The following is a 24,652-nucleotide window of genomic DNA, read 5'->3' as shown; positions in this document are numbered from 1 at the left end:
CCATTAAGCCGAACGCCTCAGCCTTCGGCGCTCCCTACGACCGACTGGGGTTTGGCCTTCACAGCATAGGCCCAGCGACGGAGCTGATCGCAAGTGCGGAACCAGTGCGCCGTGGCCCGCAGCAGAAAATGCCGCTTCGCGGCGCGGTAGTGTGCGCGCTTGCCGATCGTCGTATCGGCGCGGAATGGACTGAAATCCGCCAGGTTTTCAAGAGTGGCGAAGGTTTCGACCCCTGTCGACCAGCCACGCTCAAGCGCTACATCGTAAGGAAGAAGCATCGGTTTCAGTGAGACCAGCAGCCTCTTCGCAGCTTTGCGGTTGACGATATAGCACGCGGCCGACCCCTGCGGCCCGTGCATGCAGCGGCCGACAACGTCTTTTTCGGCGGTTTCGGATAGCGGCTTGAAGCCGACCAGACGGTGATTGACGAGCTTCACTAAACGCGCACCACAGACACTATCCATGGCGGCGAGTGCCCGCGGTATCAGCCGATGGTTGAGCTCGACGTCATCCTCCATGATGATCGCCATTTTGTCGCCACTTGCGACAAATTGCTCTAACGCAAGCAGATGGCTGCGATAGCAGCCATACTCGCCCGACAACAATTTGCGCCCGTTATGATAGACGAATTGCCGCGGATGGAAATCGACACGGTCGCTTTCCGGAATCGCGCTGCCATCAATGGCGGGAATTCGAGTGACGCTGAGCCCATATTGGGCAGCCTGCCCACGCAATCTTTCCCAGCGCTCGGGCGAGCGGTCGAGATTGATGACGTAAATGCGGACATGCAGTGCCAGAATGTCGGCGCTAGGTATCTCCGCGCATTGGATGATCCGATCAGCCCGCTCGAGAATCACCTTTACTCCCACAAATTGAAATTCCGACGACGATAAACCAGGGCGATAGCGCCGCTAATATATAACAAGCTTCTTACTTTTCGCAAACTCAGATTGCACGCTTGCAATGTACGCTCAAGTAAAAGCCTTTTCGTTAGCGTAATTTACTGTGAACAGATTGGCGTTTGCGGCGCCATCCGTTTTAGAGCGTGATTTTCCGACGCTTCTGTTGGCGCTCTGCGCGAGCGCCATTATATCTGGAATATGCGACGCATCATCGTTGCGCTCGCGTCGGAAGGACCCTAAGAATCCATGTGGACCAGACCGAAAATCGTCATTGCCGCGTTGCTTCTCGCATGCGTCTTGCCCACACAGAGTTTTGCAGGCAATCCGGTGCTTCCTAAGCCCTATGTCCGCCCGGTCTATCCCTACAAAGACCTTCCAGGCGTGACCGAGCCGAAGATGGCAGCCGACGAAAAATTTGAGTGCCGCACGACCACCATGCGGATACGTGGCTTCCACGACGGCATCTTCTATCGCAATATGCCGCGGCTCGGCTATATCTGCGAACAGAACGGCGTCATCTCCGAAGGCAGCAGCAAGCCGAACTATCAATATTGGCAATATAACGGCCCGAACAGATAAGCGCGGCGATACTTACAGAAATCAAGCGACGAAGAGCCCGGATCCCAAAAGGCCTACCTGGAAGCGTCGTCATGCGTCACTCTGAAAATAAATTTCATATATTCGACTATTTTGCCGAAGCTCGTTGACGAATGCGAAAAATTGCCTCAAGCTGACGAAAATAAATTACGTAGTGGGAACGATACCGGTATGCGAGTGGGGATTATTGGCCTCGGATTCCGTCTGGGGTACCTAGGCTATGTTTTCAAAGCGATCCATGACAGCTTCGAGATCGCGGGCTATGTCGATCCGGAGCCAGCGGGCCTGCCCGGCCTGATCGAAAAGGGTATTTCGGCCGGCAAGGCCTATGCTTCTCCCCAGGACCTGATCGCCAGCGAAAAGCTCGACCTGCTGATGATCGGCTCGCCAAATCATATGCATCTCGATCACATTCGTCTCGGGCTTGAGGCCGGCCTGAAGATCTTCTGCGAGAAGCCGATCGTCTCGACCATTGAGCAAAGCATTGAGCTCGCGCATCTGATGGCCACATATGGTCACGAGCGGCTGATGGTTGGCCTCGTGCTGCGTTATTCGCCGATGTACCGCGATCTCCTGGCCGCGCAGGCCGCGGGAAAGCTGGGTCACGTCGTTTCGATCGAAGCCGCCGAGCACATTGAGCCCTACCATGGTGCTTTCTTCATGCGTGATTGGCGCCGTTACGAGCACTATTCTGGCAGTTTCATGCTGGAGAAATGTTGCCATGACCTCGATCTCTACAATGGGGTGGTCGGAGCGCGTCCGGAGCGGGTCGCGAGCTTTGGCGGCCGAAAGAGCTTCATTCCGGCAAACGATCCCGCCAGGGAAGGGATCAACGACCTTGAACTATTCCATCGCAAGCCCAGCGGTTGGATGGGCTCGGACAAGGTTTTCGACAGCGATGGCGACATCATCGATTATCAGGTCGCAATCATCGAATATGCCAATGGCGTCGGTATGAATTTTCACACCAATCTGAACGTGCCAGACCAATTCCGTCGTTTCGCCATCATGGGTTCGCGGGGCATGGCTGAGGGCGATTTTATTCGCGGCTACCTCAATGTTCATGAAATGCTGACGGGCAATAGGGTGATCGAGAAGAAATACGCGACACAGACGGCGCTTTCCCAGCATTACGGCGCCGACGAACAGATGGCTGCCGATGTCATAGCACACGTAAAGTCAGGTCAGGATTTGCCGGTGTCGACCCTGAACGCGCTGGAAGCCGGCATCTTGGCACTGTCTATGGATGAGGCGCGAATGAAGAGGGCGGTCGTGGACCTGCGCCCGATCTGGGACAGGTTCGACGAAGCGCTGCAATCGCGAGCCGCTTAGAGGGAGGCGCAAGATGGGTGTTCACCGAAGCACAGTCATCTTCGCCTGGATCCTGCTTCTTCCGGCCGTTCTCTATGTCGTCGTCATCGTCGCCTATCCTTTGATCGACACCGTTATCCTATCCTTCACCGACGCCTCGCTGAAGAAGGTGACGAACTGGGTCGGCTTCGACAACTATGAGAAGATTTTCAACGCCACTTTCGCCTCGGTGATCATCCGGACCTTCGTCTGGACGTTCTTTTCGGTGTCGATCAAAATGATCATCGGCACTTTCGGGGCGATGATGCTGAATTCGGCGGTCCCCGGTCGCTCGCTCTTTCGGGTGCTGACCATGCCGCCCTGGATCGTGCCGATGGCGATCGGTATCTTCATGTGGGGCTGGATGTATAACGGCCAGTTCGGCATGATTTCCGGCGTCCTGCAGAATCTTGGCCTCGTCAGCGGTCCGGTTGCTTTTTTGGCTTATGGCAGCACGGCCTTCTGGGCGACGATCATCACCGACGTATGGATCGGCGTGCCGTTGGTGACGCTCTATATGCTCGCCGCCATGCAGGCGATCCCACAGGATCTTTATGAGGCCGCGTGGACAGATGGTGCTGGACGGGCCTATCGCTTTCGCCGCATCACACTGCCGCTCCTGGTGCCGTCGCTGATCACCATGTCGATGCTGTCGCTGATCGCCACCTTCAATTCCTTCGACATCATCTGGATCCTGACGCGCGGCGGCCCGGACGGCGAGACGACGACAATGATCATCGATACCTATCGCACCGCGATCGGCTCTTACAAGTATGGCGAGGGTGCGGCTCGCGCGGTGTTGATTTGCATTTTCCTGTCGCTGTTCTGCCTCGCCTATTTTCGCACCACCAGTCGCTTTGCCACGGGGGATAACCGATGAGCCATCCGGCGATGATCAACCGCTACAAATGGTACGAATTGATCGGCATCTATGCCGGCATCCTGGTGTTCCTGACCTTCGTATTGGCGCCCTTCGTCGAGGGCTTCCTGGTGTCGTTGAAGCCGCTCTCACTGCTTTTTTCGTCGCCTTATCGCTTCTGGCCGGAAAACGGCTCCTTCGAAGCCTACCGCACCATGTGGATCAGCGTGCCGGGCTTCGGCCGCTATATCTTCAATTCCTTCTTCATTTCCACTATCGTCACGGCGGTTGTGCTGGTGCTCGTCGTGCCGGCCGCCTATGCCTTCGCCCGCTTCGATTTCAGGGGCAGCGGCGTGCTGCTCGGCGCCTTCCTGGCAGTCAACATGTTTTCCGGTGCCGTGTTGCTGATTCCGCTTTTCCGGCTGATGCGCAGCATGGGCGTGCTCAACACTTATTTTGCGATGATCGTGCCGGGTGTCGCCTTCCTCATTCCCTCCGCCATCTGGTTGCTGCGTACCTATATGATGCGCATTCCGAAGGAGCTCGACGAGGCGGCCTTTGTCGATGGCGCCAGCCATTTCTATACGTTGCGCCGCGTCATCCTGCCGATCGCCATGCCAGGCATCACCGTCGTCGCCATTACCACTTTCATCGGCGCCTACGCGCAGCAATTCATCTATGCGCTCACCTTCAATTCCAAGTCCGAATACATGCCGCTGCCGGTTGGGTTGTTCGCTTATTTCGGCCGGCAAGAGGTAGTCTGGAACGAACTCATGGCGGCAAGCTTCGTAGGCATCGCGCCGGCCCTGGTCGTGATCTTCTTCCTGCAACGGTATCTCGTCAGCGGTCTGACTGCTGGCGCGGTGAAGCAATAAAATCAATTAACCACCAGAGAACGGGAGCTTAAACGTGAAATTCCAATTCAAAACGGGGCTGCTTGCCTTTGCTTTGCTCGGCTCCACCGCGCTTGGCGCCGTGAATGCCCAAGCCGCCGACAAGGAAATCAACTGGATCTATTGCGGCGACAGCATCGATCCCATCCATGTGAAATATATCAAGCAATGGGAAGACAAGAATCCGGGCTGGGCAGTGAAGCCGGAAGTCGTCGGCTGGGAGCAGTGCCAGGACAAGGCAACGACGCTGGCTGCGGCCGGTACCCCGGTCGCCATGGCCTATGTCGGCTCGCGTACGCTGAAGCAGTTCGCGGAAAACGATCTCATCGTTCCGATCCCGATGACGGATGAGGAAAAGAAGAGCTACTATCCGAATATTGTCGATACCGTAACCTCCGACGGACAGCAGTGGGGCGTGCCGATCGCCTTCTCGACCAAAGCGCTTTATTGGAACAAGGACCTCTTCAAGCAGGCGGGTCTCGATCCGGAAAAGCCGCCGACCACCTGGGCCGAGGAAATCGCTGACGCCAAGGTGATCAAGGAAAAGACCGGAATTCCCGGCTACGGCTTATCGGCCAAGACGTTCGACAACACAATGCACCAGTTCCTGCACTGGGTTTACACGAACAACGGCAAGGTGATCGACGGTGACAAGATCGTCCTCGATAGCCCGGAAGTGCTGGCGGCCCTTCAGGCCTATAAGGATATCACCCCCTATTCCGTCGAAGGCGCCACGGCTTATGAGCAGAACGAAATGCGCGCTATCTTTCTGGACGGCAAGGTCGGCATGCTCCAGGCTGGATCGGGCGCTGCCTATCGCCTGAAGGATACGAAGATCAACTGGGGCGTCGCACCGCTCCCGCTCGGTCCTTCGGCCAAGGGCCAGGGCACGCTGCTCATCACCGATAGTCTTGCTGTTTTCAAAGGCACTGGCGTTGAGGACAAGGCGATCGAGTTCGCGAAGTTCATCACCTCTCCCGGTCCGCAGGCCGAATATGAACTTCAAGGCGGCGCCGGCCTGACGCCTCTGCGTCCGTCTCCGTTGGTCGACGAGTTCGAGAAGAAGGATCCCTTCTGGAAGCCGTTCATCGACGGCATCAGCTACGGTGGCCCTGAGCCGCTGTTCAAGGATTATAAGGGCTTCCAGAATGTCATGATCGAGATGGTCCAGTCCGTTGTGACCGGCAAGGCCCAGCCGGCGGATGCCTTGCAGAAGGCAGCCGTGGATCTCGAGCAGTATAAATAGGCCTGCAAATCGCCGGGCCGCGCGCAATGCGCGCGGCCTTTTGAGCCCCGCCCGCCTTATGGCGGCGCCGCGCGGAGACAGATTTTTGGGACAGCTTCACCTTAAGCAGGTCAAGAAATTTTACGGCCACTTCGAAGTCATCAAAGGCGTTGAGCTTGACGTAACCGACGGCGAGTTCGTCGTTTTCGTCGGTCCCTCCGGTTGCGGCAAGTCGACTTTGCTGCGGATGATCGCCGGACTCGACGATGTCACCGGCGGCGACATCATCATCGACGGTGTGCGCGTCAACGACCTGCCGCCGGTTAAGCGCGGCATCGCCATGGTGTTCCAGTCCTATGCCCTTTATCCGCATATGACGGTGTTCGAGAATATCGCCTTTCCCTTGCGCGTCGAGAGAATGGCGGAAGACAAACTCAAAGCCAGGGTGGAGCGCGCCGCCCAAATCCTCCATCTCGACCAGCGCCTGCAGCAAAAGCCCGGCATGCTGTCGGGCGGCCAGCGCCAGCGCGTCGCCATCGGCCGGGCGATCGTCCGTGAGCCGAAGATCTTCCTGTTCGACGAGCCGTTGTCGAACCTGGACGCGGCCCTGCGCGCCGACATGCGTATCGAGCTTGCCAAGCTGCACCATCAATTGCAGGCGACGATGATCTACGTGACCCACGATCAGGTCGAGGCAATGACCATGGCCGACCGGATCGTTGTCCTCAACGCCGGCGAAATCGCTCAGACTGGCGAGCCGCTGGAACTTTATCATAAGCCGGCAAATAAATTCGTCGCCAGTTTCATCGGCAATCCCAAGATGAATTTCCTGCCGGTGACGTGCAAGGGCGTCACCGAGGCAGGCGTCGAGGTGGAGTACAAGGGCCAGACGGCGCTGCTGCCGGTGAGGCCGCAAGACGGCGCTGTCGGCAAAAAGCTGACGCTTGGCATCAGGCCGGAGCATGTGCAGCTCGGCGCCGGCGATATATCCCTGACAGTCATGCCGACCGTGATCGAGCGGCTGGGCGCGCAGACGGTCGCTTATGCGGCGCTAGAACGTTATAGCGGCGAGAATTTTTGTGCTACGCTGCCGGGGAGCGTTGCCATCCGCACGGACGTGCCGCTGGTCACAGGCTTTCACGTCGCCGACTGCCATCTTTTCGATGAGAATGGCATGGCTTTCGAACGCAAGGTGGACTTGACAGATATCGATATGGAGTGGTTGAGCACACCCTCCTCCAAGTGGGAGGAAGGTCGCGCGTAGCGCAGATTTGACGGGGCGCTAAAGCGCCGCCCCTCATCAGCCCTTCTGGCACCTTCTCTCCAAGGGGAGAAAGGATGGTCGTGACCTACCAGACCAGCCCGCGTGCGGCGACATCCTCAACGCGGGTCACGATGCCGTCGCGGTGAAACACCATGCGGTCGAAGAGGTTGGAGACGACGCAGGTGTGGTTGGGGATGATGAGGATCTTGTCGCCGATCGCTGGACGCGACCCGCTGCATTTCGAAAGGTCGATCACCCCATGCTCTTCCGAGAGGTTTGTGATGACGGCTTCCGGATAGCCGACCACGGCGCCATAGTCTGAAAAGCCGAGAAGGTCCGAGGTTAGTGCCTTAGAACCTGCATCGATGACGGCGCGGTCCGGCGTGGGACACGAGACGACGGTCGCAAGGATGTGCATGGCGCAATCGTCCTCGCCGCAATGGCCTGCGCGCACCATGGAGCGATCATTATAGATATAGGTCCCGGCACGGTGCTCGTTAGCCGCCGTAACCAGATGCGCCTCGTAAAGGCTCGGCGTGCCGCCGCTACTGACGATCGGGCATTCGATGCCGTCACGCTTCAGAAGAGTGATGGTCTCCGCCAGAAAGGCTTGTATGGCGGCGGCGCTGTTCGGCTTCGGATAGGTCATCAGGCCGCCGAAAGTCAGGCCGCGCTTGCCGACAATGTGTCTGGCCAGTGCAGCTGCCTCTTGCGGCAATTGCACGCCGCAGCGCCCGCCGCCGGTATCGCACTCAACCAGCACGGTGAGAGCTTTGCCGGTCGCGAAATGGGCTGACAAGCCATTGACCGTAGCGGTGCTGTCGGCGACCACTTTCAGTCCGGCGATACAATTGTTCAGGGCTGCGAGGCGCACGAGCTTTTCGGGACCGATGATGTTGAAAGTGATGAGGATATCTTCGAAGCCGGCGTCGGCAAACACTTCGGCTTCGGTGATCTTCTGACAATTGATCCCCTTGGCGCCTGCCGCCACTTGGGCGCTCGCCAGCGCGGGAATTTTGTGCGTCTTGATATGTGGCCGGAAGTTGAGCCCGTGCGCGTCCATATAGGATTGCACGCGCGTGATATTCGCCGTCATGCGGTCTTCGTCGATGATCGGGCGCGGGGTCGAGAGATCGTCAATGCGGTCGCCAGGCTTGGGGCTGATTTCAGAGACGATATCACGTGTCATATCAGGCAACTCCCTCTTTTGCCGCGTGCGGGTCGGCAACCATCGGCCAGATGTCCTTCGGCGCGCGGCGATAGGGCGTGCGCGCCGGATTGTTCGGATAAGGCGTTCCGGCCGAACAGTAAAGGATTTGTGACGCGATCTTGGAAAAGGAGGCGTAGAAGTGATTGGTGGACTTGATCACCAGGATCTTCTTGCGCGTGGGGTCGATGCCCATTGCGGAGAAAAGGCTCGGATCGAAGCTTTGGGCGCGCGTTGAATTGAGAATGATGTCGATGCCGTTGAGCTCGATATGCGCGGCATCGCCGAAGGGGGCGAAACTTTCGCCGAAGCGCATTTCGGCATTGGCGACGAGGCGCACGACCTTGACGATCCCATCGACGGGATTGCCGGTACCCGGCGCCGATTTTGCCCCGAACCGCAGCGGAATTTCCGCGCCTTCGCCGGCCGCCATACAGATCTGCACCGCCATCGGGTCCCAGATCGTGCCGATCGCCGTGTCGCGCGCACCTTGGGCCAGCAACGCCTCGAGGATAACCGTCGCATCGCCCGCCGTGCCGCCGCCGGGATTGTCCCAAACATCGGCAATGACAACTGGAGCCGAACGTGCTGCCCCCGACCAGGCAGCCATGGCCTCGGCCACAGCCTGCTTTTCGTCGATCTGAGGCATGATGAAGGTACCGCGCTTGGAGAAGAGCTCCAAGCCGAGTTCGCGGGCGAGAGCCGAACCCTTGTCCGGCTTATTATCGGTGACGACCAGCAGCTTCGTGCCCATTTCCGGCACGTCGCCTGCCATGAAGCCATGGATTACGGAGATAGACAGGATATCCGCATCCCTTTTCTCGATCGTCATGATCTTGTCGACGAAGGAGCGCATCGGCTCTCGCGAGGTCGGAAAGACGTCGATCATCCGGCAATCAAAGACGGACATGACCGGCTTTGCGCGGCCCTCCAGCGTGTCGACGGCGATGCGCCAGAGGTCTTCGGCACGATCGACGAAGTCCGTATGCGGGAACTCTTTGAAATAGACGAAGAAATTCGCTGCCGCGAGGCGTTTTTTCGTCAGATGGCTGTGTGGATCGAGTTCGGCGCAGACAAGGATGTCCGGCCCAACGATCCGGCGGACTCGGGTGAGAAAATCGCCCTCGGTGTCTTCATAGCCGTCGGCGACCATCGCGCCATGCAGGCCGAGTACGACGGCGTCGACCGGCACAGCGGCTCGAAGTTGGTCGAGGGTTTCGTCACGCAGATCCTCATAGGTCCTACGGTTGACCAGGCCGGCCGGGTCCGCCCAGGCGGCCGTGCCCTCGATCAGTTCCCAGCCTTTTTCCGCGGTCACCCGCCGGCCCACAGTAATCGGCGCCGAACAGAGCGTCGGCGTCTCCGGATGTGTGCCCGGCGGCGCATAGAGGGAAGCCTCGAAGGCGCGCCGATCGACGCAGATCGGAGAAAACGTGTTCGTCTCTGTCGCGAGCACCGCGGTAAAAATGCGCAACTCCGTCGCCTCTATTCCATGGGGTTCGGAAGGTAACCGGTAAAGCCGGAAATCTTCCAGCGGCCTTCATGCAGGCGGCAATAATAAAGCGTCTGCCATTTCAGCACATCAACGCCGCCGTCCGCCTTCTTCAGGCTGCCATCGAATTTCTTGCGCACCAGCGCCATCTCGCCTTCGATCTCGATATCTTCCAGCGTCGTCGTGGTAAAGATTTTGGTGCGCGGGTCTTCTGCAAAGGATTGGCCAGCGAAGTCGCGCGCTTGTCGCAACCATTCATCGCGATAGGCGCTAAGCGTCGGGAAGGCGAGGCGCCATTTGTCGGGACTGACCTCGCGGCGGCCATCGATACCGATAAAGCCGTCTTCCACGAAATCGTCCGATACCAACGACCAGTCGGCGGCGAGAAAGGCGTCGATGTCGCGCGGCACAAGCATCTCCCAGATCGCACGTCGGGCGGCATCGTCGGCAGGGAAGGGATTTCTAAAGGGATCGCGCATTGTGTCAGCCAGTATTGAAATTCTTTTCATAAACTGCGATTTTCACTGGCCAAATTCTGCTTTCTATGGTCATTTGTCAACGTATCAAGAAAATAATTTGCAGGATTCGAGAATGTCCATCAAACGTTGTGGCGCTGGCGAGACGGGTGCAGGCGGCAAGCCGCTGCCCTTTGCGCGCGCTGTCGAAGCCAATGGCTGGCTCCATGTTTCCGGCCAGGTTGCCATGGAGGACGGCGAGATCATCGATGGCGGCATCGTCGCACAGACCCATAAGGCAATCGGCAATCTCATCGCAATTCTCCACGAGGCGAGCTACGACGTTGAACATGAGGTCCGCGTCGGCGTCTGGCTCGACGATCCCCGCGAATTCTGGAACTTCAACAAGATCCACCAGGACTACTTCGGCGCGCATCCGCCTGCGCGCGCCTGCCTGCAGTCGTCGATGATGGTGGATTGCAAGGTGGAGATCGATTGCATCGCGTATAAGACGCCGGAAGCCTAGGACGGCAAAAGGCAACATGCGCTAGAGGAGACGTCCGTGGATATTTTCACGACCATGCAGGAGGAGAGGGGGCGGTTGTCGCAGTCGGAAAACCGCATCGCCGACATCGTCCTCAACGACTTCGAATTTGCGGTCAACGCCTCCATCGTCGAGCTCGCAGCAAAGGCGGATGTTTCGCCGCCGACCGTGACCCGCTTCTGCCGCCGCCTCGGCTGCGAGAGCTTTTCCGATTTCAAGGTGCAGCTTGCCCGCACCGCCTATGTCGGCATGCGCTACTTCAAGCCCGAGTCGAAAAGCATCGCGCCGGCGGATGTGGCGCAGGACATCATCACCAAGGCGCAGAATGCGCTATTCCTGTTGCATCGCGGGCTGGATATTTCCGCTATAGAGCAGGCGTCGAACAGGCTGGCTGGCGCCGAGATGATCTACGCCTTCGGCTCCGGCGGCAATTCGTCAATGATCGCCAGTGAGCTGCAGAACCGGCTTTTCCGCCTCGGCCTTCGCGTTACCGCCAGTTCCGATCACAGCATGCAGTTGATGATGGCCGCTGCCGCCAAGCCGACGGATGTGCTGATCGGTTCGTCGCTGTCTGGCCGCAATGCCGAGCTGGTGCGGGCCTTCATGCTCGCTCGCGAAGCCAAGGTGCCGACGATTGCGCTGACGCAAAGCCAGAGCCCGGTGGCGCTTGCCGCCGAGGTCACCGTGTCCGTCGACTTGCCGGAAGGGAACAATATCTATCGCCCAACATCGACGCGCATCGCCTATCTCGCGGTCGTGGACATCCTTGCCAGCCTTGTCGCCTACCGCATTCAGCCGCAAGCGACGGTAACGCTGCGCCGCATCAAGCAGCAGCTCGTGACCCATCGCGACGGCGACGACCGCCAACTTCTCGGGGACTAGAACGCATCAGAGGGTAGAAGCATGACTGGATCCGTCGCTATCGTTACCGGAGCCGCCGGAGATATCGGCCGCGCTATTGCCCGGCGCCTGGCGGATGATCACGATGTTGTCCTGCTGGTCGATATCGACGCATCAGCTGTTCGAAAGGCTGCGGAGGAGCTGGGACCGGCGGAACGTTTCGTTGCCCTGAAAGCCGATGTCACCTGCGAGAACGACACTACCGAGATGGCGAAGGTTGCCGCGGGGCTGGGCGCGGTCAAGACCCTGGTCAATAACGCGGGAGCGGCCCGCGCCGCCAGTCTGCACGATACGACACCGGATATCTGGCGCACCGACAACGCCCTCAATCTCGAAGCCGCCTTCCTCTGTTTCCGCGCTGTGGAGCATATGCTGAAGGCGTCGAAGGGATCGCTGATCAACATTGCCTCGGTCAACGGCATGGCCGTCTTCGGCCATCCCGCCTATAGCGCCGCCAAAGCCGGGCTCTTGCATTTTACCCGGCTGGTCGCGGTCGAATATGGCAAGTTCGGCATCCGCGCCAATGCTGTTGCGCCGGGCACGGTGCGCACACAGGCTTGGGAGGCTCGCGCGAACGCCAATCCGAATGTCTTCGAAGAGGCTCGCCGCTGGTATCCGCTGCAGCGCGTTGTCGATCCGGCCGACGTCGCGAACGCCGTGGCGTTTCTCGCCGGCCCGCTTGCCAGCGCCATCACCGGCGTCTGCCTGCCGGTCGATTGCGGCCTGACAGCCGGGCAAGCCGAGCCCGCCCACACATTTTCACAGTCCGATCATTACTGAACGCTTGTTGTTAAAGGGGGAATAGACATGCAGCCGGCTTCCTATCATCTCGAAAGCACCTGGTCTCCCGATGGCGGACCGAATGGCCGCCTGACCTTTACGCTGATCAATCTGTCGGATGCGCCGCTGGCCGATTTCCGCCTCGTCTATACCTCCTTGACACGCGTCATCGACCCCAAGGCTTGCGAGAATGCGGCCTTCCTGCGCCGCAACGCCAATTTCCATGAATTCGCCCCGCCTGCCGGCCTCACCATTTCGTCAGGCGAAAGCTGGACCTTCAGCGTCAGCGGCCTGAACCGGGTAGCAAAACACTGCACCGATGGCGCCAAGTCGGCCTACCTGACGCTCTCCGACGGCCGCCACATCGATGTTTTCGTTTCCGATCTCCTGCTCGAAGGCCGTGTCAGCGAACCGCCGCCGGTATTGTTGCCCGAGGGCAAGCTCGATCTTCCCTTCGCTATCCAACCCTGGCCTGCGGTGATCGATGCCTGGCCGGGCGAAGTCTTTCCGGTCTTGCTCTATCCGGTCAAGGGAACCGACGGTGCCAGCCTAAAGGCGGTTGCGACGGCCCAGGCGCTCTTCCATCGCCTGTTTCCGGCCAATCATGCGCCGTTCAGCCTCATCGCCGCGCCGCAGGGCAGGCGCCTGCACTTCATTGAACAGCCCGCTCTCGCCAGGGAGGCCTATAAGCTCACTTTCTCTGCAGACGAGATCACGCTTGCCTATTCCGCCGACGCCGGCCGCCTCTATGGTTTGACGACGCTGGCACAGCTTCTCGACGGCGCGCGGCGCGAACCCGGCAAATTCCGCTTTCCAGTCGCCGGCACGATTTCCGACCAGCCGCGTTACGGCTGGCGTGGTTGCCATCTCGACGTCTCCCGACAATTTCATCCCAAGGCGAATGTGAAGCGGCTGATCGATATCCTCGCCTGGCTGAAGCTCAACATCTTCCACTGGCATTTGACCGACGACGAGGCCTGGCGGCTGGAGGTCAAGGCCTATCCGCAGCTCACCTCGGTCGGCGTGCTGCGCGGCCCCGATGAACCGCTGCTGCCGCAGCTCGGAAACGGTGCCGAGCCGGTGAATGGCTTCTATTCGCACGATGATGTCAGGGAAATCGTCGCCCATGCAGCCGAGCTCGGCGTCGAGGTCGTGCCCGAAATCGATATTCCCGGCCACAGCACTGCCGCCCTCATTGCCCTGCCGGATCTGGCCGACGGGCAAGAGGCGCCGGAGAGCTATCACTCCGTGCAAGGCTATCCCAACAATGCCCTCAACCCGGCCGTTGAGCCGACCTATGAATTCCTCGGGAAAGTGTTCGACGAAATGGTCGAATTGTTTCCCTCCGAGTATATCCATATCGGCGGCGACGAGGTGGCCAACGGCTCCTGGCTCGCCTCGCCACTTGCGCGCAAGGTGATGGAGCGGGAGGGTATATCCGGCACCTTCGAGCTGCAATCCTATTTCCTGAAGCGGGTGAAGGCGATGCTGACGGCACGCGACCGCAAGCTCGTCGGCTGGAACGAAGTCGCTCATGGCGGCGGCGTCGCCACCGAAGACACGCTGCTGATGGCCTGGGAGAAGCCTGAAGTCGGCATCGAGCTGGCGCGCCAGGGCTATGATGTGGTGATGACCCCCGGCCAGGCCTATTACCTCGACATGGTACAGGCGGAAGCCTGGCAGGAACCCGGTGCGAGCTGGGCCGGAACCGTGCCGCCGGCGCACACCTATGCCTATGAGGCGGAGGGCGAGTTCCCCGAGGAGCTGACGGACCGGATGAAGGGCGTACAAGCCTGTATCTGGCAGGAAAATTTCCTCTCCCGCGCCTATTTCAACCGCCTGGTCTTCCCCCGACTGCCGGCCATCGCCGAAGCCGCATGGACTCCGAAGGCCGGGAAGGATTGGGAACGGTTTGCGGCGATCGTGCGGCTCAGTCCTGTTCTATAGGTGTAGTTTCCGCATCCGTCTGATTGCCTTCCGCATCGCCGGCAATGCGCGGCTTCGTCTCAAAAATCATCGCATTTGATCTGAGAAACTGCCGAGAGGAAATCTCGGCAGTTCTTCTTACGCAGGACGAGCCTATGCGTTCAAATCGAGCTGCATGGCTGCCGTTGCGTCTGACCCCGCCTTCGACTTCTTAGGCGCACGGGCCTTGGTGCTCAGATGGGAGCTGGAGGCCTTAGACGGAGCGGGAGCGGAAACCTCTGGAAGCTCCGCAAGCAGCGATCCACTATCAGTGGTCGCCTTGCTTTCATCAGTCACCTTTGCGGGTTCGATCGCTGGACCTTCCTTGATGGCTTTCAAAGGGGTGGCGATTTGGGCTGCCTGCGGTGCAAATCGAATCATTAGCTTGTTACTCCTTCACGTTCCCTTTATGTTCTTATTGCTATGGGAGTCAATGAGCCACGGCACGACGCACGAAATGAGACACCGAAAAGGCATAACGCTGCTGCCTATTGGGCATGATGACTACCAGCGTACGCTTGGAGGTCTACCGCAATGGTACGAACTAACTGCCGCTTGCTCGGCTTGCCACAGGACCGTGCGTGTCGACCGCTACGAGATGGCCAGACGTTTCGGCGGCGGCAGGAAGGTAGGCTCACTGGCGACCAAGTTGGTCTGCCAAGGCTGCGGCAATAGGCAAGGCAACATGCTGCTCATTGGGATGATGCCGAGGGGTTGAAAGGTTGGCTACGGTCACGCAAACCAGCGGATGTAGGCTTTACAAAATGCGGGCAAGAAGGACCTAAAGCCATCCGGCGGAGAAGCGCACAAGAGCGATAACATCCTTCGCAATTCGCTTTCGGAATTGGATGAAGGTAGAGCCTCTACGGCGCATCGGGCTTGCCATTCTGACATGCACTGTGTCCCACCCGCGTGTAGCAGTAGGTAAGCGAACAGCTTAGCAATATCAGGAAGTTGAACGTAATCAATACGTTCGAAATGGAATGGTGCCCAGAAGAGGACTCGAACCTCCACGCCTCGCGGCACAGGTACCTGAAACCTGCGCGTCTACCAATTCCGCCATCTGGGCGACGGACACGCATGTAAGGGGGTGGCTCTTCGGTGTCAACAGGGTTTTTGAAGTTTTCGTGGCAATCTGAAAAAAAGCGGTTGAAGCCCGGGTTAACCCCGGGCCGCCGCCCATGCGCGGATGAGGTCAAGTCCCTGTTCCAGCAGGGCCTTTGCTTCGTTTTCATCCGCCGATTCGACATAGCAGCGCATTTCCGGTGCATTGCCCGAAGGGCGGAAATGGATGATTCGGCCATCGGTCAGCGTCACCCGCAGCCCGTCTATATCGCTCTTTGACGCCACGCCGGCGATCGGCGCCATGAAGTCGGCGAGGTTGGCGTCGGAGGCGCGCAGATAAGCCATAAGTGCCGCGCTGGTTTCGACCGGAAAATTCTCCAGCCGGTCGGCAGCGGCGAAAGGTAGGCGGTAGTTGGCGGCGACGGCCGTCAGCGATTGTTTTGCGCGGGCGGCGGCGTAGAGTGTCGCCAGGATCGGCAGGAAGCTGTCGCGCGTCGGCAGCGCGCGTATCGGCTGTCCCTCGATGATGAAGCGGCTTGCCGTCAGGGTGCCGCCATTGGCTTCGAATCCCATGACATTCGCCTTGCCGGCCGCCAGCGCCTCATCCATGCCAGCGATGACATAGGGCGAGCCGACGCGGGTGCGGGTGACGGCGTAGGAGCCGGCGGCTTCGATGCCGGAATTGGAGGTAACCGGAGTTACCACGACCTCCGCGCCCAGGAAATTTGCGGCGATGAGGCCGAGCAGGTCGCCGCGCAGCGGCTCGCCGGTTTCGTCGGAGACAAGCGGCCGGTCGCCATCGCCATCGGCGGAGACGATCGCGTCCAGTCCATGCTCCGGTGTCCAGCCCTTGAGCAGGCGGATGGTCTCCGCGGAGACCGCTTCGGTATCGACAGGAATGAAACTTTCGGAACGGCCGAGCGGCACGACTCGCGCGCCGTAGTGCACCAGCACCAGGCCCAGCAGCTCACGCGCCACCGTGCTGTGCTGGTAGACGCCTATGGTGAGGCCGATGAGGCTGTCGGCGGGCAGCAGGGCGGTATTGCGCTCGAAGAATAGCGCCTCGGCCTCCGCCGTTCGATTCTCGCCAGCGGCGGGCGTCTCATCCAGGCTGGCGTCGCCGATGCCAGCAGCTTCGGCGCTGATCGCCAATTCGTCCTGCTTGTCGATCTCGCCGTCGGGGCGATAGAATTTGATGCCGTTGCGGTCGGCCGGAATATGCGAGCCGGTGATCATCAGCGAAGCGGCCTTGAGCTCCAGCCCGTAAAGCGCCAACGCTGGGGTTGGCACCGTGCCGCAATCGACCGGCGTGAGGCCGGCACGCTTGAGCGCGCCGATGCAGGTGGCCGAGATCGCCGGGCTGGATTCGCGAAAATCGCGGCCGACCAGGATGAGGTCGCCGGGCTGTGCATAGCCGCTTTTCAACAGGTGGCGGGCGAAGGCGGTGGCATAGAGGGCAGACGCCCGTCCCAGGAGATCGACGGACAGGCCGCGAAGGCCGCTGGTTCCAAATTTCAAGCTGCTCACGGGCAATCTCCTCGGAAAGGTTGCACCTCTTATGGAGCAAGCGAGGCAAAGGATCAACCGACCGATGCGGCTGATATCCGCCATCGCGCCTCTGGTTTTGTCTCCGGCGAAGGCCCAAATAAAAAGTAAAGCCGCGGGTTGGGTCGTCATGACCAACGACAGGAGTCTATCATGACTGTTTTCGGCAAGATCGTATTCGGCTGCGCAATCAGCCTCGCTTTGCTGTCGCCACCGGATCTCGCCAACGCGGCCGCGAGCAGCCCGCTCGTCATTCCTCCCCGCACGACTGGGCCCACCGTATGCGACTATCGGGGCTGCTTCGGCTTCGGATCGGAGCAATGGTATCGGCCGCCCGGCTATCCCCTTCCGAATACGGTGTCGCCGCTAGACAGGAACCGTTTCGAGACGCCCCGAGTTGTGATCCCGCCACGCACCAACTATGTCGCGCCAACAACCAACTACCGCATGCCGGTCGACAATCGCACCCGCCATCAGATGTGGTGCTCCGAACATTATCGGACCTACAATCCTGGCACCAATCTCTACACCACACTTCACCACGGGTTCCAGACCTGCCGCTCACCCTACAATTAAGCGGGAGTCTTCTGCCACCGGTTTTGGGGCTAAGCACATCCATTTGCTGTGTCTAACGGCTCGTTCGAAAATATTCGCTTGATTTTCGCGTAACTTGAGCAGTCCCTAAAGTGTCGCCACATCCATATGGCCGCGCGCGAAGGAAGGAGCCCACAATGGCCAAGGGTCAAATTAGAAGTCATCGCGAGGTGCGAAAACCCAAGAAGGACAAGATCGTCGCTGTAAAGCAGCAGCCGGGCTCTCAGGTCAGGCAGGCTGCCAGCACGGTAAGCCTCGGCAGGAAAGACAAGTGACAGAGCGAAGGCGGGCCAGTGGGCCGCGCCTTCCGGATATGTCAGTCGGTGCAATGTCAGTCGGCGCGGCCCCAGAGGTTCGCCGGTGAGTGGCGCAGTCAGCTCTCCAGCGATCCGCGGTCCGTGTGGCCGAGATCGCGATTGGGATCTATGACGTCGCGCACCCGCTGTTTCAGCTCCTTTGGGCCGGGAAAGCCGCCATCGCGCTTGCGCTCCCACAAAAGTTCTCCGTCGATGCGGATTTCGAAGTTGCCGCCTGTGCCGGGGATCAGGGCCACTTCGCCAAGGTTGTCGCTGAAGGTCTGCAGCAATTCCTGCGCCATCCAGCCGGCGCGCAGCAGCCAGTTGCATTGTGTGCAATAGAGAATGGTGATCCGCGGCTTGTCGGTCATCGTCGGGTTCCTTGTTGTTTGCTGACATTTAGACTCAACTTTAATCGGCCGCAAGCGGGGCTCTTGCGCCGCCGATCCGCTCATGCTCATCTTTGCCCGGATAATTTTTCGGGAATCAACGAGAATGCGGGTCGCTGTCGTCGAAAACATGAAAAACACGCCGCTTGGCGCTCTTGGCATCGCGCTGGAGGAAGCGGGCGCGGAGATCGAGTGGTTTCGGGCGTGGGATGGCGAGAGGCTTCCGAATGATGTCAGGGCGCATGATGCGTTGGTCGTGCTCGGCGGCGAGCAGAATGCGCTTGACGACGAAACCCACCCCTATCTGCCGGAGCTAGCGCAACTGATGCGCCGCTTCGAAGAGGCTGACAAGGCCGTGCTCGGCATCTGCCTCGGGAGCCAGATTCTGGCGCGCGCCTATGAGGCAGAGAACCTCATCGGCACAACCCATGAATTCGGTTGGAAAATGGTCGGCGTCACAGAGGAAGGCAAGGCCGATCCGCTGCTGTCCGATGTCGCCGACGATTTCACCATCTTCCAATGGCATTCCGACACATTTTCGCTGCCCGCCGGCGCCGTGCACCTCGCGACCAACGCCGTGACCAGGAACCAGGCCTTCCGCGTCGGCCGCGCCGCCTACGGGACGCAGTTCCATTTCGAGGCCAATGCCGCAGTGGTCGAACGTTGGCGGACGGAATTCAAGGCATCGATCGAACGCAACGAACCTGGCTGGCTGGAGCGCTATCCCGAGATCGCTGTGCAGGATGCGCCTTCGGCTGAGACAGCAGGGCTGGCCATCGCGCGGGGCTGGGTGAGCACGATTGGCACGGCGGCGGAGCGACACAAGGAGGCCGTGCTCTGAAGGCCGAAAGCCGCCGAGCACCAAGGATCTTGCGTGTCAGCAAACGCTGATCGACGCGGCCACTCGACGTTAAGCGTCCCGACGCTAAATCCTGGCCGAACAACGATTAGAACCGGAGGAGACGAGATCATGACCCAGCCAGAATTGCCTTGGGAAGGCGGATGCCGTTGTGGGCAGATACGCATCAAGGTCAGCGCCAAGCCGCTATTGACCATGGCCTGCCACTGCACAGGCTGCCAACATATGTCCTCCAGCGCCTATTCGCTGAGCGTCGCCATTCCGAGCGAAGGCTTCGAAGTCACGCATGGCGAACCGGTCATCGGCGGGATGCACGACGAAAACCTGAAACACTACTTCTGCCCATACTGCATGAGCTGGATGTTCACGCGCCTGGAAGGGTTCGACTGGTTCGTGAACCTGCGCCCGACCATGCTAGACGACCCCCGCTGGTTCACGCCGTTCGTCGAGACCTGGACGAGAGAAAAATTGCCCTGGGTGACGACACCGGCGGTTCACAGCTATGCCGCACTGCCGGAGATGAATGAGTATGAGGGCCTAATCAAGGAATATACGGCGCAGAACTGAGGTCAGAAACATTGGAAGAGAAAGTCGTCGCTGCGGATCAGAACTGCGGATATTTTCCAAGCGGCAGTCCGTGTTTTTCGACATAGGCATTCGCCTGTTCAATCGCTTGAGCGTTTTCCAAACGCCATAGGCGCTCGCATTCAGCTTTTGTCGCAAGGGCGATGCCATCTTCGGCGGCACGCGAGATATTGATTTCTAGGGCAAGGGCATGCGAAGCAAGGCTTTCGTCAAGCCACAAGGTGACGATTTTGCGCGCAGTCTGAGCAACGGTGTTCTCGCCGAATTATGCGCATAATCATTTATCGCGAAGCCTCACTCATCCCCCATCTTCAGCGCGGCGATAAACGCTTCCTGCGGGATTTCGACCTTGCCGAACTGCCGCATGCGCTTCTTGCCTTCCTTCTGCTTGTCGAGCAGCTTGCGCTTGCGGGTGGCGTCGCCGCCGTAGCACTTGGCGGTCACGTCCTTGCGTAGCGCCTTCACCGTCTCGCGGGCGATGATGCGTCCGCCGATGGCGGCCTGGATCGGGATCTGGAACATGTGCTGCGGGATTAGGTCCTTCAGCTTCTCGCACATGACGCGGCCGCGCTTTTCGGCGGCGGAGCGGTGCACCAGCATGGAGAGCGCATCGACCGGCTCGGCATTGACGAGGATCGACATCTTGACGAGATCGCTCTCGCGATAGTCGGTCAGGCTGTAGTCGAAGGAGGCATAGCCCTTGGAGATCGACTTGAGGCGGTCGTAGAAGTCGAAGACCACTTCGTTGAGCGGCAGGTCGTAGGTGATCATGGCGCGGTTGCCGACGTAGGTCAGCTCGGTCTGGATGCCGCGGCGGTCCTGGCAGAGCTTCAGGATCGAGCCGAGATAGTCGTCCGGCGTCAGGATCGTCGCCTTGATCCAGGGCTCGCGGAATTCGGAAATCTTGACCACGTCGGGCATGTCGGCCGGGTTGTGCAGCTCGATCTCGGTGCCGTCGGTCATGGTGAGCTGATAGACGACGGAGGGCGCCGTTGCGATCAGGTCCAGATTGAATTCGCGTTCCAGGCGTTCCTGGATGATTTCCAGATGCAGCAGGCCAAGGAAGCCGCAGCGGAAGCCGAAACCGAGAGCGGCCGAGGATTCCATTTCGAAGGAGAAGCTGGCGTCGTTGAGGCGCAGCTTGCCCATGGCTGAGCGCAGATCCTCGAAGTCGGCGGCGTCGACTGGGAAGAGGCCGCAGAACACGACAGGCTGCGCTGGCTTGAAGCCCGGCAGCGGCTCGGCGGTCGGACGCTTGTCCTCGGTGATGGTATCGCCGACCCGGGTGTCGGCCACTTCCTTGATCGAGGCGGTGATGAAGCCGATCTCGCCGGGGCCGAGGCTGTCGACGGCGACCATCTTCGGCGTTAGCACGCCGACGCGCTCAATCTGGTACTTCGCGTCCGTGCCCATCATGCGGATGGTCTGGCCCTTGGTTAAAACGCCATCGATGATGCGCACGAGAACCATGACGCCGAGATAGGTGTCGTACCAGCTATCAACCAGCAACGCTTTCAACGGCGCCTTTTCGCCGCCCGGGCTTTTCGGCGCCGGCAGCTTGTGGACGATCGCTTCTAGAACATCGGGAATGCCGAGACCGGTCTTGGCCGAGATCAACACGGCGTCGGATGCGTCGATGCCGATCACTTCCTCGATCTGTTCCTTGATGCGGTCGGGTTCGGCCGCTGGCAAGTCGATCTTGTTGAGGACGGTGACGAGCTCGTGATTGTTGTCGATCGCCTGGTAGACGTTGGCGAGTGTCTGCGCTTCGACACCCTGCGATGCGTCGACCACCAGAAGGGAGCCTTCGCAGGCCGACAGCGAGCGGGAAACTTCATATGCGAAGTCGACGTGGCCGGGCGTGTCGATCAGGTTCAGGATATAGGTCTCGCCGTTGTTCGCCTTGTAGTGCAGGCGCACGGTCTGGGCCTTGATGGTGATGCCGCGCTCGCGCTCGATCTCCATATTGTCCAACACCTGCTCGGACATTTCGCGTTCGGCAAGGCCGCCCGTCGTCTGGATCAGACGATCGGCCAGCGTCGATTTGCCGTGGTCGATATGGGCCACGATCGAGAAATTGCGGATATGCGAAAGCGGAGTGGTGGAATTGGTGCTCATGCGCGAGCATATAGCAGCGCCGCCCCGCGCCGCAAAGCGGTAATTATCCCGCCGTTTACGCTATTTTGCAGCCGGGGAGCGTGGGGCAGGCGGGCCACTTCTCCAGTCGCCAGGCTGAATCCCAGAACATCCATTCATATTGGGCGGCACGCACGAAGGCGTCGCTCATTTGCCGGCGCTCAGCTGCCGAGGCTGCGCGGGCCGCGATGTCGGTCAATGCGATGACTTCCCGGGCGCCGGCTGCGAATTGCGGATCGCCATAGGTGTTGATCCAGGCTTGGAACACATTGCCCTCGATCGCCGGCTTGCTTTTGATGCCTTCGCCGACATGCCAGTAGATCCAAAAGCATGGCAGAACGGCTGAAAGCGCAACGGCATAGGAACTGTGATAGGCGGTAGCCAAAAGGAAATTTGTGTAGGCGAAACAGGCCGGCGAAGGCTCGGCAGCGCTTACATCCGCGCTCGAAATGCCGAACTGCATCAGGAAGCCGGCGTGCAGGCCCTGCTCGACGGTGATTGCCTTCTGCGCCGAACCGAGGAAGCGCAACACCTGCGCATTGTCGGGCGCCTTGGCGGCAACGATTGCAAGGCAGCGGGCATAGTGCTTCAGATAGATTGCATCCTGCAGGATGTAATGGCGGAAAACCTCCGGTGGCAGCGTACCTTCCGACAGCCGTTCCAGCAGCGGCAATCGCTCGATTTCCACCATAATTGGTTTGATGCGGTCCCAAGCCGCATCCGTGAAGCTTTCCGTGGTCTCGGTGCCTTGCCTGATGCCGTCCATGCCGCTCTCCACTCTTGCACCCGCCATATATCGACGGCGCTATGGTGAAAGCAAGTCTGCTCACAAGGAGCTTGATTCCATCATTGGATCTTGTATTTCTCCTATAGTAGAATCAAGGATCCAAATATGGAACTGGAACTCGAACAGGCGATCGGCATTCGCATCCGTGCCCTGCGAGTGGAAAAGAGCCTCACGCTGGACGATCTCGCTTCAGCATCCGGTGTCAGCCGCGCCATGATCTCCCGCATCGAACGCGCCGAGGCGAGCCCGACAGCTTCGCTCTTGGCGCGGGTCTGCGCCGCGCTCGGCTTGTCGCTGTCGGAGTTTTTCGCCGAGGAAGGGCAGAAGGCTTCACCGCTTTCGCGCCGGCAGGAGCAGCAGGTCTGGCGCGATCCCGAAACCGGCTATATGCGCCGAGCCGTCTCTCCACCCGGGAGCGCCTCGGATGTCGATATTGTCGATGTCGTGTTTCCTGCCGGCGCGCGGGTCAGCTTTCCGCCACATGCGGCGAGCCGCGGCATGACTCAGCACGTCTGGCTCTTCGACGGCGAGTTGGAAATGACTGTCGGCGAAACCTTATACCGCCTGAAGCCCGGCGACTGTCTCTTCATGCCTGTTGGTGACGGCCATGTCTTTCACAATCCGGGCCAAGCGCCGGCACGCTATTGCGTCGTGCTGGATCGTGGCGACCGTTGAACAATTTAGAGGATCATCATGTCGACTATCCGCCTTCTCTCCGCCTCCGAAACTAGCGCCGCTATTCCAGGTCTTTGCGAAGTGCTTGTCGATTGCGTCAATAGTGGCGCCTCTGTCGGCTTTATGCAGCCCTACGCACCTGCTGATGCTGAAACCTACTGGCGTGGCGTCGCCGAAGACGTGACCGACGGCGCCACGCTGCTTTTTGTTGCGGAACTGGAAGGCAAAATCGCCGGCACCGTACAGATCGGCGCGGCGCAAATGCCGAATCAGCCGCATCGCGGCGATCTGAAGAAGTTGCTGGTACTTCGGTCTGCCCGGGGAAGGGGACTTGCCCGGCTGCTGATGGCAGCGGCTGAGCATGAGGCCGCCAAGCGCGGCAAGACTTTGCTCGTGCTCGACACGGCAACCGGCAGCGAAGCCGAAGCCATCTATCCCCGTCTCGGCTGGCGACGCGTCGGCGTCATCCCCGACTACGCCATGTGGCCGGAAGGCGGCCTTTGCGACACGACCGTGTTCTATAAGAGAATATTAGCCGACTAATAACGTCGCTCCTATTTGTGCGCGACAAACGGAGTGAGTGCATCGTGCAGCGCAATCTCTCCGGTCCAGTGGATCGCCTGCCAGCCAAAACGCCGCGCGCTCTCGATATTCTCCTCTACGTCGTCGATGAAGACGATATCGTTTGGACACGCGTCCGCCCTTTCGCCAGCGAGCGCGTAAAATGTCTCGGACGGTTTGCGGTGGCCGAGGGCAGCGGAATAGAAAATGCCGTCGACATGGGCAGCGAGGCCAAGCTCCTCCATGAGATATTTCGCCCGCATATGCTCCTGGTTCGTCGCCAGGAACACGCGGATGCCATCGGCGCGGTAATGCGCCAGAGCGTCGAGAAAGTCATGATCCAGGCGGGAATCGTTTTCGAACCAATAGGCGGCAAGCGCTTCGGCGATGATATCAGGCGCAATCCTGGCTAGGACCGAATCCAGCCACGGCATCATCGGCTCGCGTCCGACGATGATCTCGCTCCAGTAAGGGTTTGAAGAATTCCGCCTGGAGAAGATCGGGCGACAGGCCGAGATCGCGCTCCAGAAACGTAAAGGGAGGCAGGCCATCATGCGGGCGTCCATGAACGAGCACGCCATCGACATCAACCATCAGCACTACCATGATTCGACCGACTCCCGTTGTCCAAAATTTCTGCGAGAATCCTGTAGATGCGTCGCGCATTCAAGAGGCTCTACGCGGCACTTCCACTTTCGCATGTCACGGTTCCATGCGAGTCTCGCCA

26 protein-coding genes, 1 tRNA gene and 1 pseudogene are annotated in these 24,652 nt (G+C 59.7%); 16 read left to right on the top strand and 12 right to left on the bottom strand.

Annotation, left to right across the window (positions count from 1 at the left end; all coding sequences use genetic code 11):
- Positions 1–17: 17 nt before the first annotated feature.
- Complete coding sequence (locus tag PY650_RS03950; protein ID WP_285877747.1) at positions 18–869, bottom strand: glycosyltransferase family 25 protein; 852 nt, start codon at positions 867–869, stop codon at positions 18–20.
- Between the two features lie 279 nt (positions 870–1,148).
- Here PY650_RS03950 and PY650_RS03945 point away from each other — a divergent pair, with 279 nt between their 5' ends.
- The 6 genes from PY650_RS03945 to PY650_RS03920 all read left to right on the top strand — a co-directional run bounded on the left by PY650_RS03945 (position 1,149) and on the right by PY650_RS03920 (position 7,090).
- Positions 1,149–1,481 carry a hypothetical protein gene (locus PY650_RS03945; protein ID WP_285877746.1) on the top strand — a complete coding sequence of 111 codons (333 nt, stop codon included), beginning with the start codon at positions 1,149–1,151 and terminating at the stop codon, positions 1,479–1,481.
- Positions 1,482–1,670: 189 nt separating this feature from the next.
- A complete protein-coding gene (locus tag PY650_RS03940) occupies positions 1,671–2,831 on the top strand; it encodes a Gfo/Idh/MocA family protein (RefSeq protein WP_285877745.1) in 1,161 nt (386 codons plus the stop codon).
- Between the two features lie 13 nt (positions 2,832–2,844).
- Entirely contained in the window at positions 2,845–3,729 is an 885-nt protein-coding gene (locus tag PY650_RS03935; protein WP_285877744.1) for a carbohydrate ABC transporter permease, read from the top strand.
- Positions 3,726–4,583 carry a carbohydrate ABC transporter permease gene (locus PY650_RS03930; protein WP_285869186.1) on the top strand — a complete coding sequence of 286 codons (858 nt, stop codon included), beginning with the start codon at positions 3,726–3,728 and terminating at the stop codon, positions 4,581–4,583. The genes PY650_RS03935 and PY650_RS03930 overlap by 4 nt, the downstream gene beginning before the upstream one ends.
- Positions 4,584–4,617: 34 nt before the next feature.
- The gene (locus PY650_RS03925; RefSeq protein WP_285877743.1) at positions 4,618–5,847 is read left to right on the top strand and encodes an ABC transporter substrate-binding protein; all 1,230 of its coding nucleotides are present in this window, start codon (positions 4,618–4,620) and stop codon (positions 5,845–5,847) included.
- Between the two features lie 85 nt (positions 5,848–5,932).
- Entirely contained in the window at positions 5,933–7,090 is a 1,158-nt protein-coding gene (locus tag PY650_RS03920; protein WP_285877742.1) for an ABC transporter ATP-binding protein, read from the top strand.
- 85 nt (positions 7,091–7,175) lie between these two features.
- On the opposite strand, the gene PY650_RS03915 is transcribed toward PY650_RS03920, so the two are convergent.
- From PY650_RS03915 to PY650_RS03905, 3 genes are read right to left on the bottom strand one after another with little or no spacing between them, the layout of a single operon-like run.
- On the bottom strand, positions 7,176–8,279 hold the full coding sequence (locus tag PY650_RS03915; protein ID WP_285877741.1) for a D-TA family PLP-dependent enzyme: 1,104 nt from the start codon (positions 8,277–8,279) through the stop codon (positions 7,176–7,178).
- Position 8,280: 1 nt separating this feature from the next.
- The gene (locus PY650_RS03910) at positions 8,281–9,771 is read right to left on the bottom strand and encodes a M81 family metallopeptidase (RefSeq protein ID WP_285877740.1); all 1,491 of its coding nucleotides are present in this window, start codon (positions 9,769–9,771) and stop codon (positions 8,281–8,283) included.
- A gap of 11 nt (positions 9,772–9,782) precedes the next feature.
- A complete protein-coding gene (locus PY650_RS03905; protein ID WP_285877739.1) occupies positions 9,783–10,268 on the bottom strand; it encodes a hypothetical protein in 486 nt (161 codons plus the stop codon).
- A 112-nt stretch (positions 10,269–10,380) separates the two neighbouring features.
- Here PY650_RS03905 and PY650_RS03900 point away from each other — a divergent pair, with 112 nt between their 5' ends.
- The 4 genes from PY650_RS03900 to PY650_RS03885 are packed head-to-tail and all read left to right on the top strand — an operon-like array spanning position 10,381 to position 14,415.
- Positions 10,381–10,770: a RidA family protein gene (locus PY650_RS03900; RefSeq protein WP_285877738.1), complete on the top strand. Its 390-nt coding sequence runs from the start codon at positions 10,381–10,383 to the stop codon at positions 10,768–10,770.
- Between the two features lie 36 nt (positions 10,771–10,806).
- Positions 10,807–11,670 (top strand): MurR/RpiR family transcriptional regulator, encoded by an 864-nt coding sequence (locus tag PY650_RS03895; protein WP_285877737.1) that lies wholly within the window; start codon positions 10,807–10,809, stop codon positions 11,668–11,670.
- A 21-nt stretch (positions 11,671–11,691) separates the two neighbouring features.
- On the top strand, positions 11,692–12,468 hold the full coding sequence (locus PY650_RS03890; protein ID WP_285877736.1) for an SDR family oxidoreductase: 777 nt from the start codon (positions 11,692–11,694) through the stop codon (positions 12,466–12,468).
- Between the two features lie 27 nt (positions 12,469–12,495).
- Complete coding sequence (locus tag PY650_RS03885; RefSeq protein ID WP_285877735.1) at positions 12,496–14,415, top strand: beta-N-acetylhexosaminidase; 1,920 nt, start codon at positions 12,496–12,498, stop codon at positions 14,413–14,415.
- A 132-nt stretch (positions 14,416–14,547) separates the two neighbouring features.
- Here the strand turns inward: PY650_RS03885 and PY650_RS03880 are convergent, their stop codons facing one another.
- The 3 genes from PY650_RS03880 to PY650_RS03870 all read right to left on the bottom strand — a co-directional run bounded on the left by PY650_RS03880 (position 14,548) and on the right by PY650_RS03870 (position 17,016).
- Positions 14,548–14,814, bottom strand: coding sequence for a hypothetical protein (locus tag PY650_RS03880; RefSeq protein WP_285877734.1), 267 nt, complete (start codon positions 14,812–14,814; stop codon positions 14,548–14,550).
- Positions 14,815–15,417: 603 nt separating this feature from the next.
- Positions 15,418–15,502: transfer RNA gene (locus PY650_RS03875), tRNA-Leu, on the bottom strand.
- Positions 15,503–15,594: 92 nt separating this feature from the next.
- Entirely contained in the window at positions 15,595–17,016 is a 1,422-nt protein-coding gene (locus PY650_RS03870; RefSeq protein WP_285877761.1) for a phosphomannomutase, read from the bottom strand.
- 180 nt (positions 17,017–17,196) lie between these two features.
- On the opposite strand from PY650_RS03870, the gene PY650_RS03865 reads away from it, so the two are divergent.
- Both PY650_RS03865 and PY650_RS03860 read left to right on the top strand, forming a co-directional pair.
- Positions 17,197–17,619, top strand: coding sequence for a BA14K family protein (locus PY650_RS03865; RefSeq protein ID WP_285877733.1), 423 nt, complete (start codon positions 17,197–17,199; stop codon positions 17,617–17,619).
- A 155-nt stretch (positions 17,620–17,774) separates the two neighbouring features.
- A complete protein-coding gene (locus PY650_RS03860) occupies positions 17,775–17,912 on the top strand; it encodes a hypothetical protein (protein ID WP_285869171.1) in 138 nt (45 codons plus the stop codon).
- 98 nt (positions 17,913–18,010) lie between these two features.
- Here the strand turns inward: PY650_RS03860 and PY650_RS03855 are convergent, their stop codons facing one another.
- Entirely contained in the window at positions 18,011–18,304 is a 294-nt protein-coding gene (locus tag PY650_RS03855; RefSeq protein WP_285877732.1) for an Rdx family protein, read from the bottom strand.
- 124 nt (positions 18,305–18,428) lie between these two features.
- Here PY650_RS03855 and PY650_RS03850 point away from each other — a divergent pair, with 124 nt between their 5' ends.
- Complete coding sequence (locus tag PY650_RS03850) at positions 18,429–19,163, top strand: type 1 glutamine amidotransferase (protein ID WP_285877731.1); 735 nt, start codon at positions 18,429–18,431, stop codon at positions 19,161–19,163.
- 129 nt (positions 19,164–19,292) lie between these two features.
- Complete coding sequence (locus PY650_RS03845; RefSeq protein WP_285877730.1) at positions 19,293–19,748, top strand: GFA family protein; 456 nt, start codon at positions 19,293–19,295, stop codon at positions 19,746–19,748.
- A 37-nt stretch (positions 19,749–19,785) separates the two neighbouring features.
- On the opposite strand, the gene PY650_RS03840 is transcribed toward PY650_RS03845, so the two are convergent.
- From PY650_RS03840 to tenA, 3 genes are all read right to left on the bottom strand, one after another.
- Complete coding sequence (locus PY650_RS03840) at positions 19,786–19,995, bottom strand: type II toxin-antitoxin system CcdA family antitoxin (RefSeq protein ID WP_285877760.1); 210 nt, start codon at positions 19,993–19,995, stop codon at positions 19,786–19,788.
- Positions 19,996–20,060: 65 nt separating this feature from the next.
- Entirely contained in the window at positions 20,061–21,884 is a 1,824-nt protein-coding gene (gene lepA, locus PY650_RS03835; protein WP_285869165.1) for a translation elongation factor 4, read from the bottom strand.
- Positions 21,885–21,939: 55 nt separating this feature from the next.
- Positions 21,940–22,668, bottom strand: a complete 729-nt coding sequence (gene tenA / locus PY650_RS03830) for a thiaminase II (protein WP_285877729.1) — start codon at positions 22,666–22,668, stop codon at positions 21,940–21,942.
- Between the two features lie 126 nt (positions 22,669–22,794).
- Between tenA and PY650_RS03825 the strand changes: the two genes are divergently transcribed.
- Both PY650_RS03825 and PY650_RS03820 read left to right on the top strand, forming a co-directional pair.
- Positions 22,795–23,364 (top strand): helix-turn-helix domain-containing protein, encoded by a 570-nt coding sequence (locus tag PY650_RS03825; protein WP_285877728.1) that lies wholly within the window; start codon positions 22,795–22,797, stop codon positions 23,362–23,364.
- Positions 23,365–23,382: 18 nt separating this feature from the next.
- Positions 23,383–23,907, top strand: a complete 525-nt coding sequence (locus tag PY650_RS03820) for a GNAT family N-acetyltransferase (RefSeq protein ID WP_285877727.1) — start codon at positions 23,383–23,385, stop codon at positions 23,905–23,907.
- Between the two features lie 11 nt (positions 23,908–23,918).
- On the opposite strand, the pseudogene PY650_RS03815 reads toward PY650_RS03820, so the two are convergent.
- Positions 23,919–24,531 (bottom strand): annotated as a pseudogene (locus PY650_RS03815) (HAD family hydrolase).
- Between the last annotated feature and the right edge of the window lie 121 nt (positions 24,532–24,652).

Source organism: Martinezella calliandrae (genome assembly GCF_030272695.1).
In the GTDB taxonomy this organism is placed as follows: domain Bacteria; phylum Pseudomonadota; class Alphaproteobacteria; order Rhizobiales; family Rhizobiaceae; genus Rhizobium; species Rhizobium calliandrae.
Note: the sequence above shows the minus strand (reverse complement) of the source record. Positions and strands in the feature narration are given on the sequence as shown.

Coding starts and splice junctions, on each gene's coding strand:
- lepA (WP_285869165.1), bottom strand. CDS start 21,884: ATGAGCACCAATTCCACCACTCCGCTTTCGCATATCCGCAATTTCTCG.
- PY650_RS03935 (WP_285877744.1), top strand. CDS start 2,845: ATGGGTGTTCACCGAAGCACAGTCATCTTCGCCTGGATCCTGCTTCTT.
- PY650_RS03825 (WP_285877728.1), top strand. CDS start 22,795: ATGGAACTGGAACTCGAACAGGCGATCGGCATTCGCATCCGTGCCCTG.
- PY650_RS03905 (WP_285877739.1), bottom strand. CDS start 10,268: ATGCGCGATCCCTTTAGAAATCCCTTCCCTGCCGACGATGCCGCCCGA.
- PY650_RS03855 (WP_285877732.1), bottom strand. CDS start 18,304: ATGACCGACAAGCCGCGGATCACCATTCTCTATTGCACACAATGCAAC.
- PY650_RS03880 (WP_285877734.1), bottom strand. CDS start 14,814: ATGATTCGATTTGCACCGCAGGCAGCCCAAATCGCCACCCCTTTGAAA.
- PY650_RS03860 (WP_285869171.1), top strand. CDS start 17,775: ATGGCCAAGGGTCAAATTAGAAGTCATCGCGAGGTGCGAAAACCCAAG.
- PY650_RS03930 (WP_285869186.1), top strand. CDS start 3,726: ATGAGCCATCCGGCGATGATCAACCGCTACAAATGGTACGAATTGATC.
- PY650_RS03865 (WP_285877733.1), top strand. CDS start 17,197: ATGACTGTTTTCGGCAAGATCGTATTCGGCTGCGCAATCAGCCTCGCT.
- PY650_RS03885 (WP_285877735.1), top strand. CDS start 12,496: ATGCAGCCGGCTTCCTATCATCTCGAAAGCACCTGGTCTCCCGATGGC.
- PY650_RS03850 (WP_285877731.1), top strand. CDS start 18,429: ATGCGGGTCGCTGTCGTCGAAAACATGAAAAACACGCCGCTTGGCGCT.
- PY650_RS03915 (WP_285877741.1), bottom strand. CDS start 8,279: ATGACACGTGATATCGTCTCTGAAATCAGCCCCAAGCCTGGCGACCGC.
- PY650_RS03845 (WP_285877730.1), top strand. CDS start 19,293: ATGACCCAGCCAGAATTGCCTTGGGAAGGCGGATGCCGTTGTGGGCAG.
- tenA (WP_285877729.1), bottom strand. CDS start 22,668: ATGGACGGCATCAGGCAAGGCACCGAGACCACGGAAAGCTTCACGGAT.
- PY650_RS03945 (WP_285877746.1), top strand. CDS start 1,149: ATGTGGACCAGACCGAAAATCGTCATTGCCGCGTTGCTTCTCGCATGC.
- PY650_RS03900 (WP_285877738.1), top strand. CDS start 10,381: ATGTCCATCAAACGTTGTGGCGCTGGCGAGACGGGTGCAGGCGGCAAG.
- PY650_RS03890 (WP_285877736.1), top strand. CDS start 11,692: ATGACTGGATCCGTCGCTATCGTTACCGGAGCCGCCGGAGATATCGGC.
- PY650_RS03940 (WP_285877745.1), top strand. CDS start 1,671: ATGCGAGTGGGGATTATTGGCCTCGGATTCCGTCTGGGGTACCTAGGC.
- PY650_RS03820 (WP_285877727.1), top strand. CDS start 23,383: ATGTCGACTATCCGCCTTCTCTCCGCCTCCGAAACTAGCGCCGCTATT.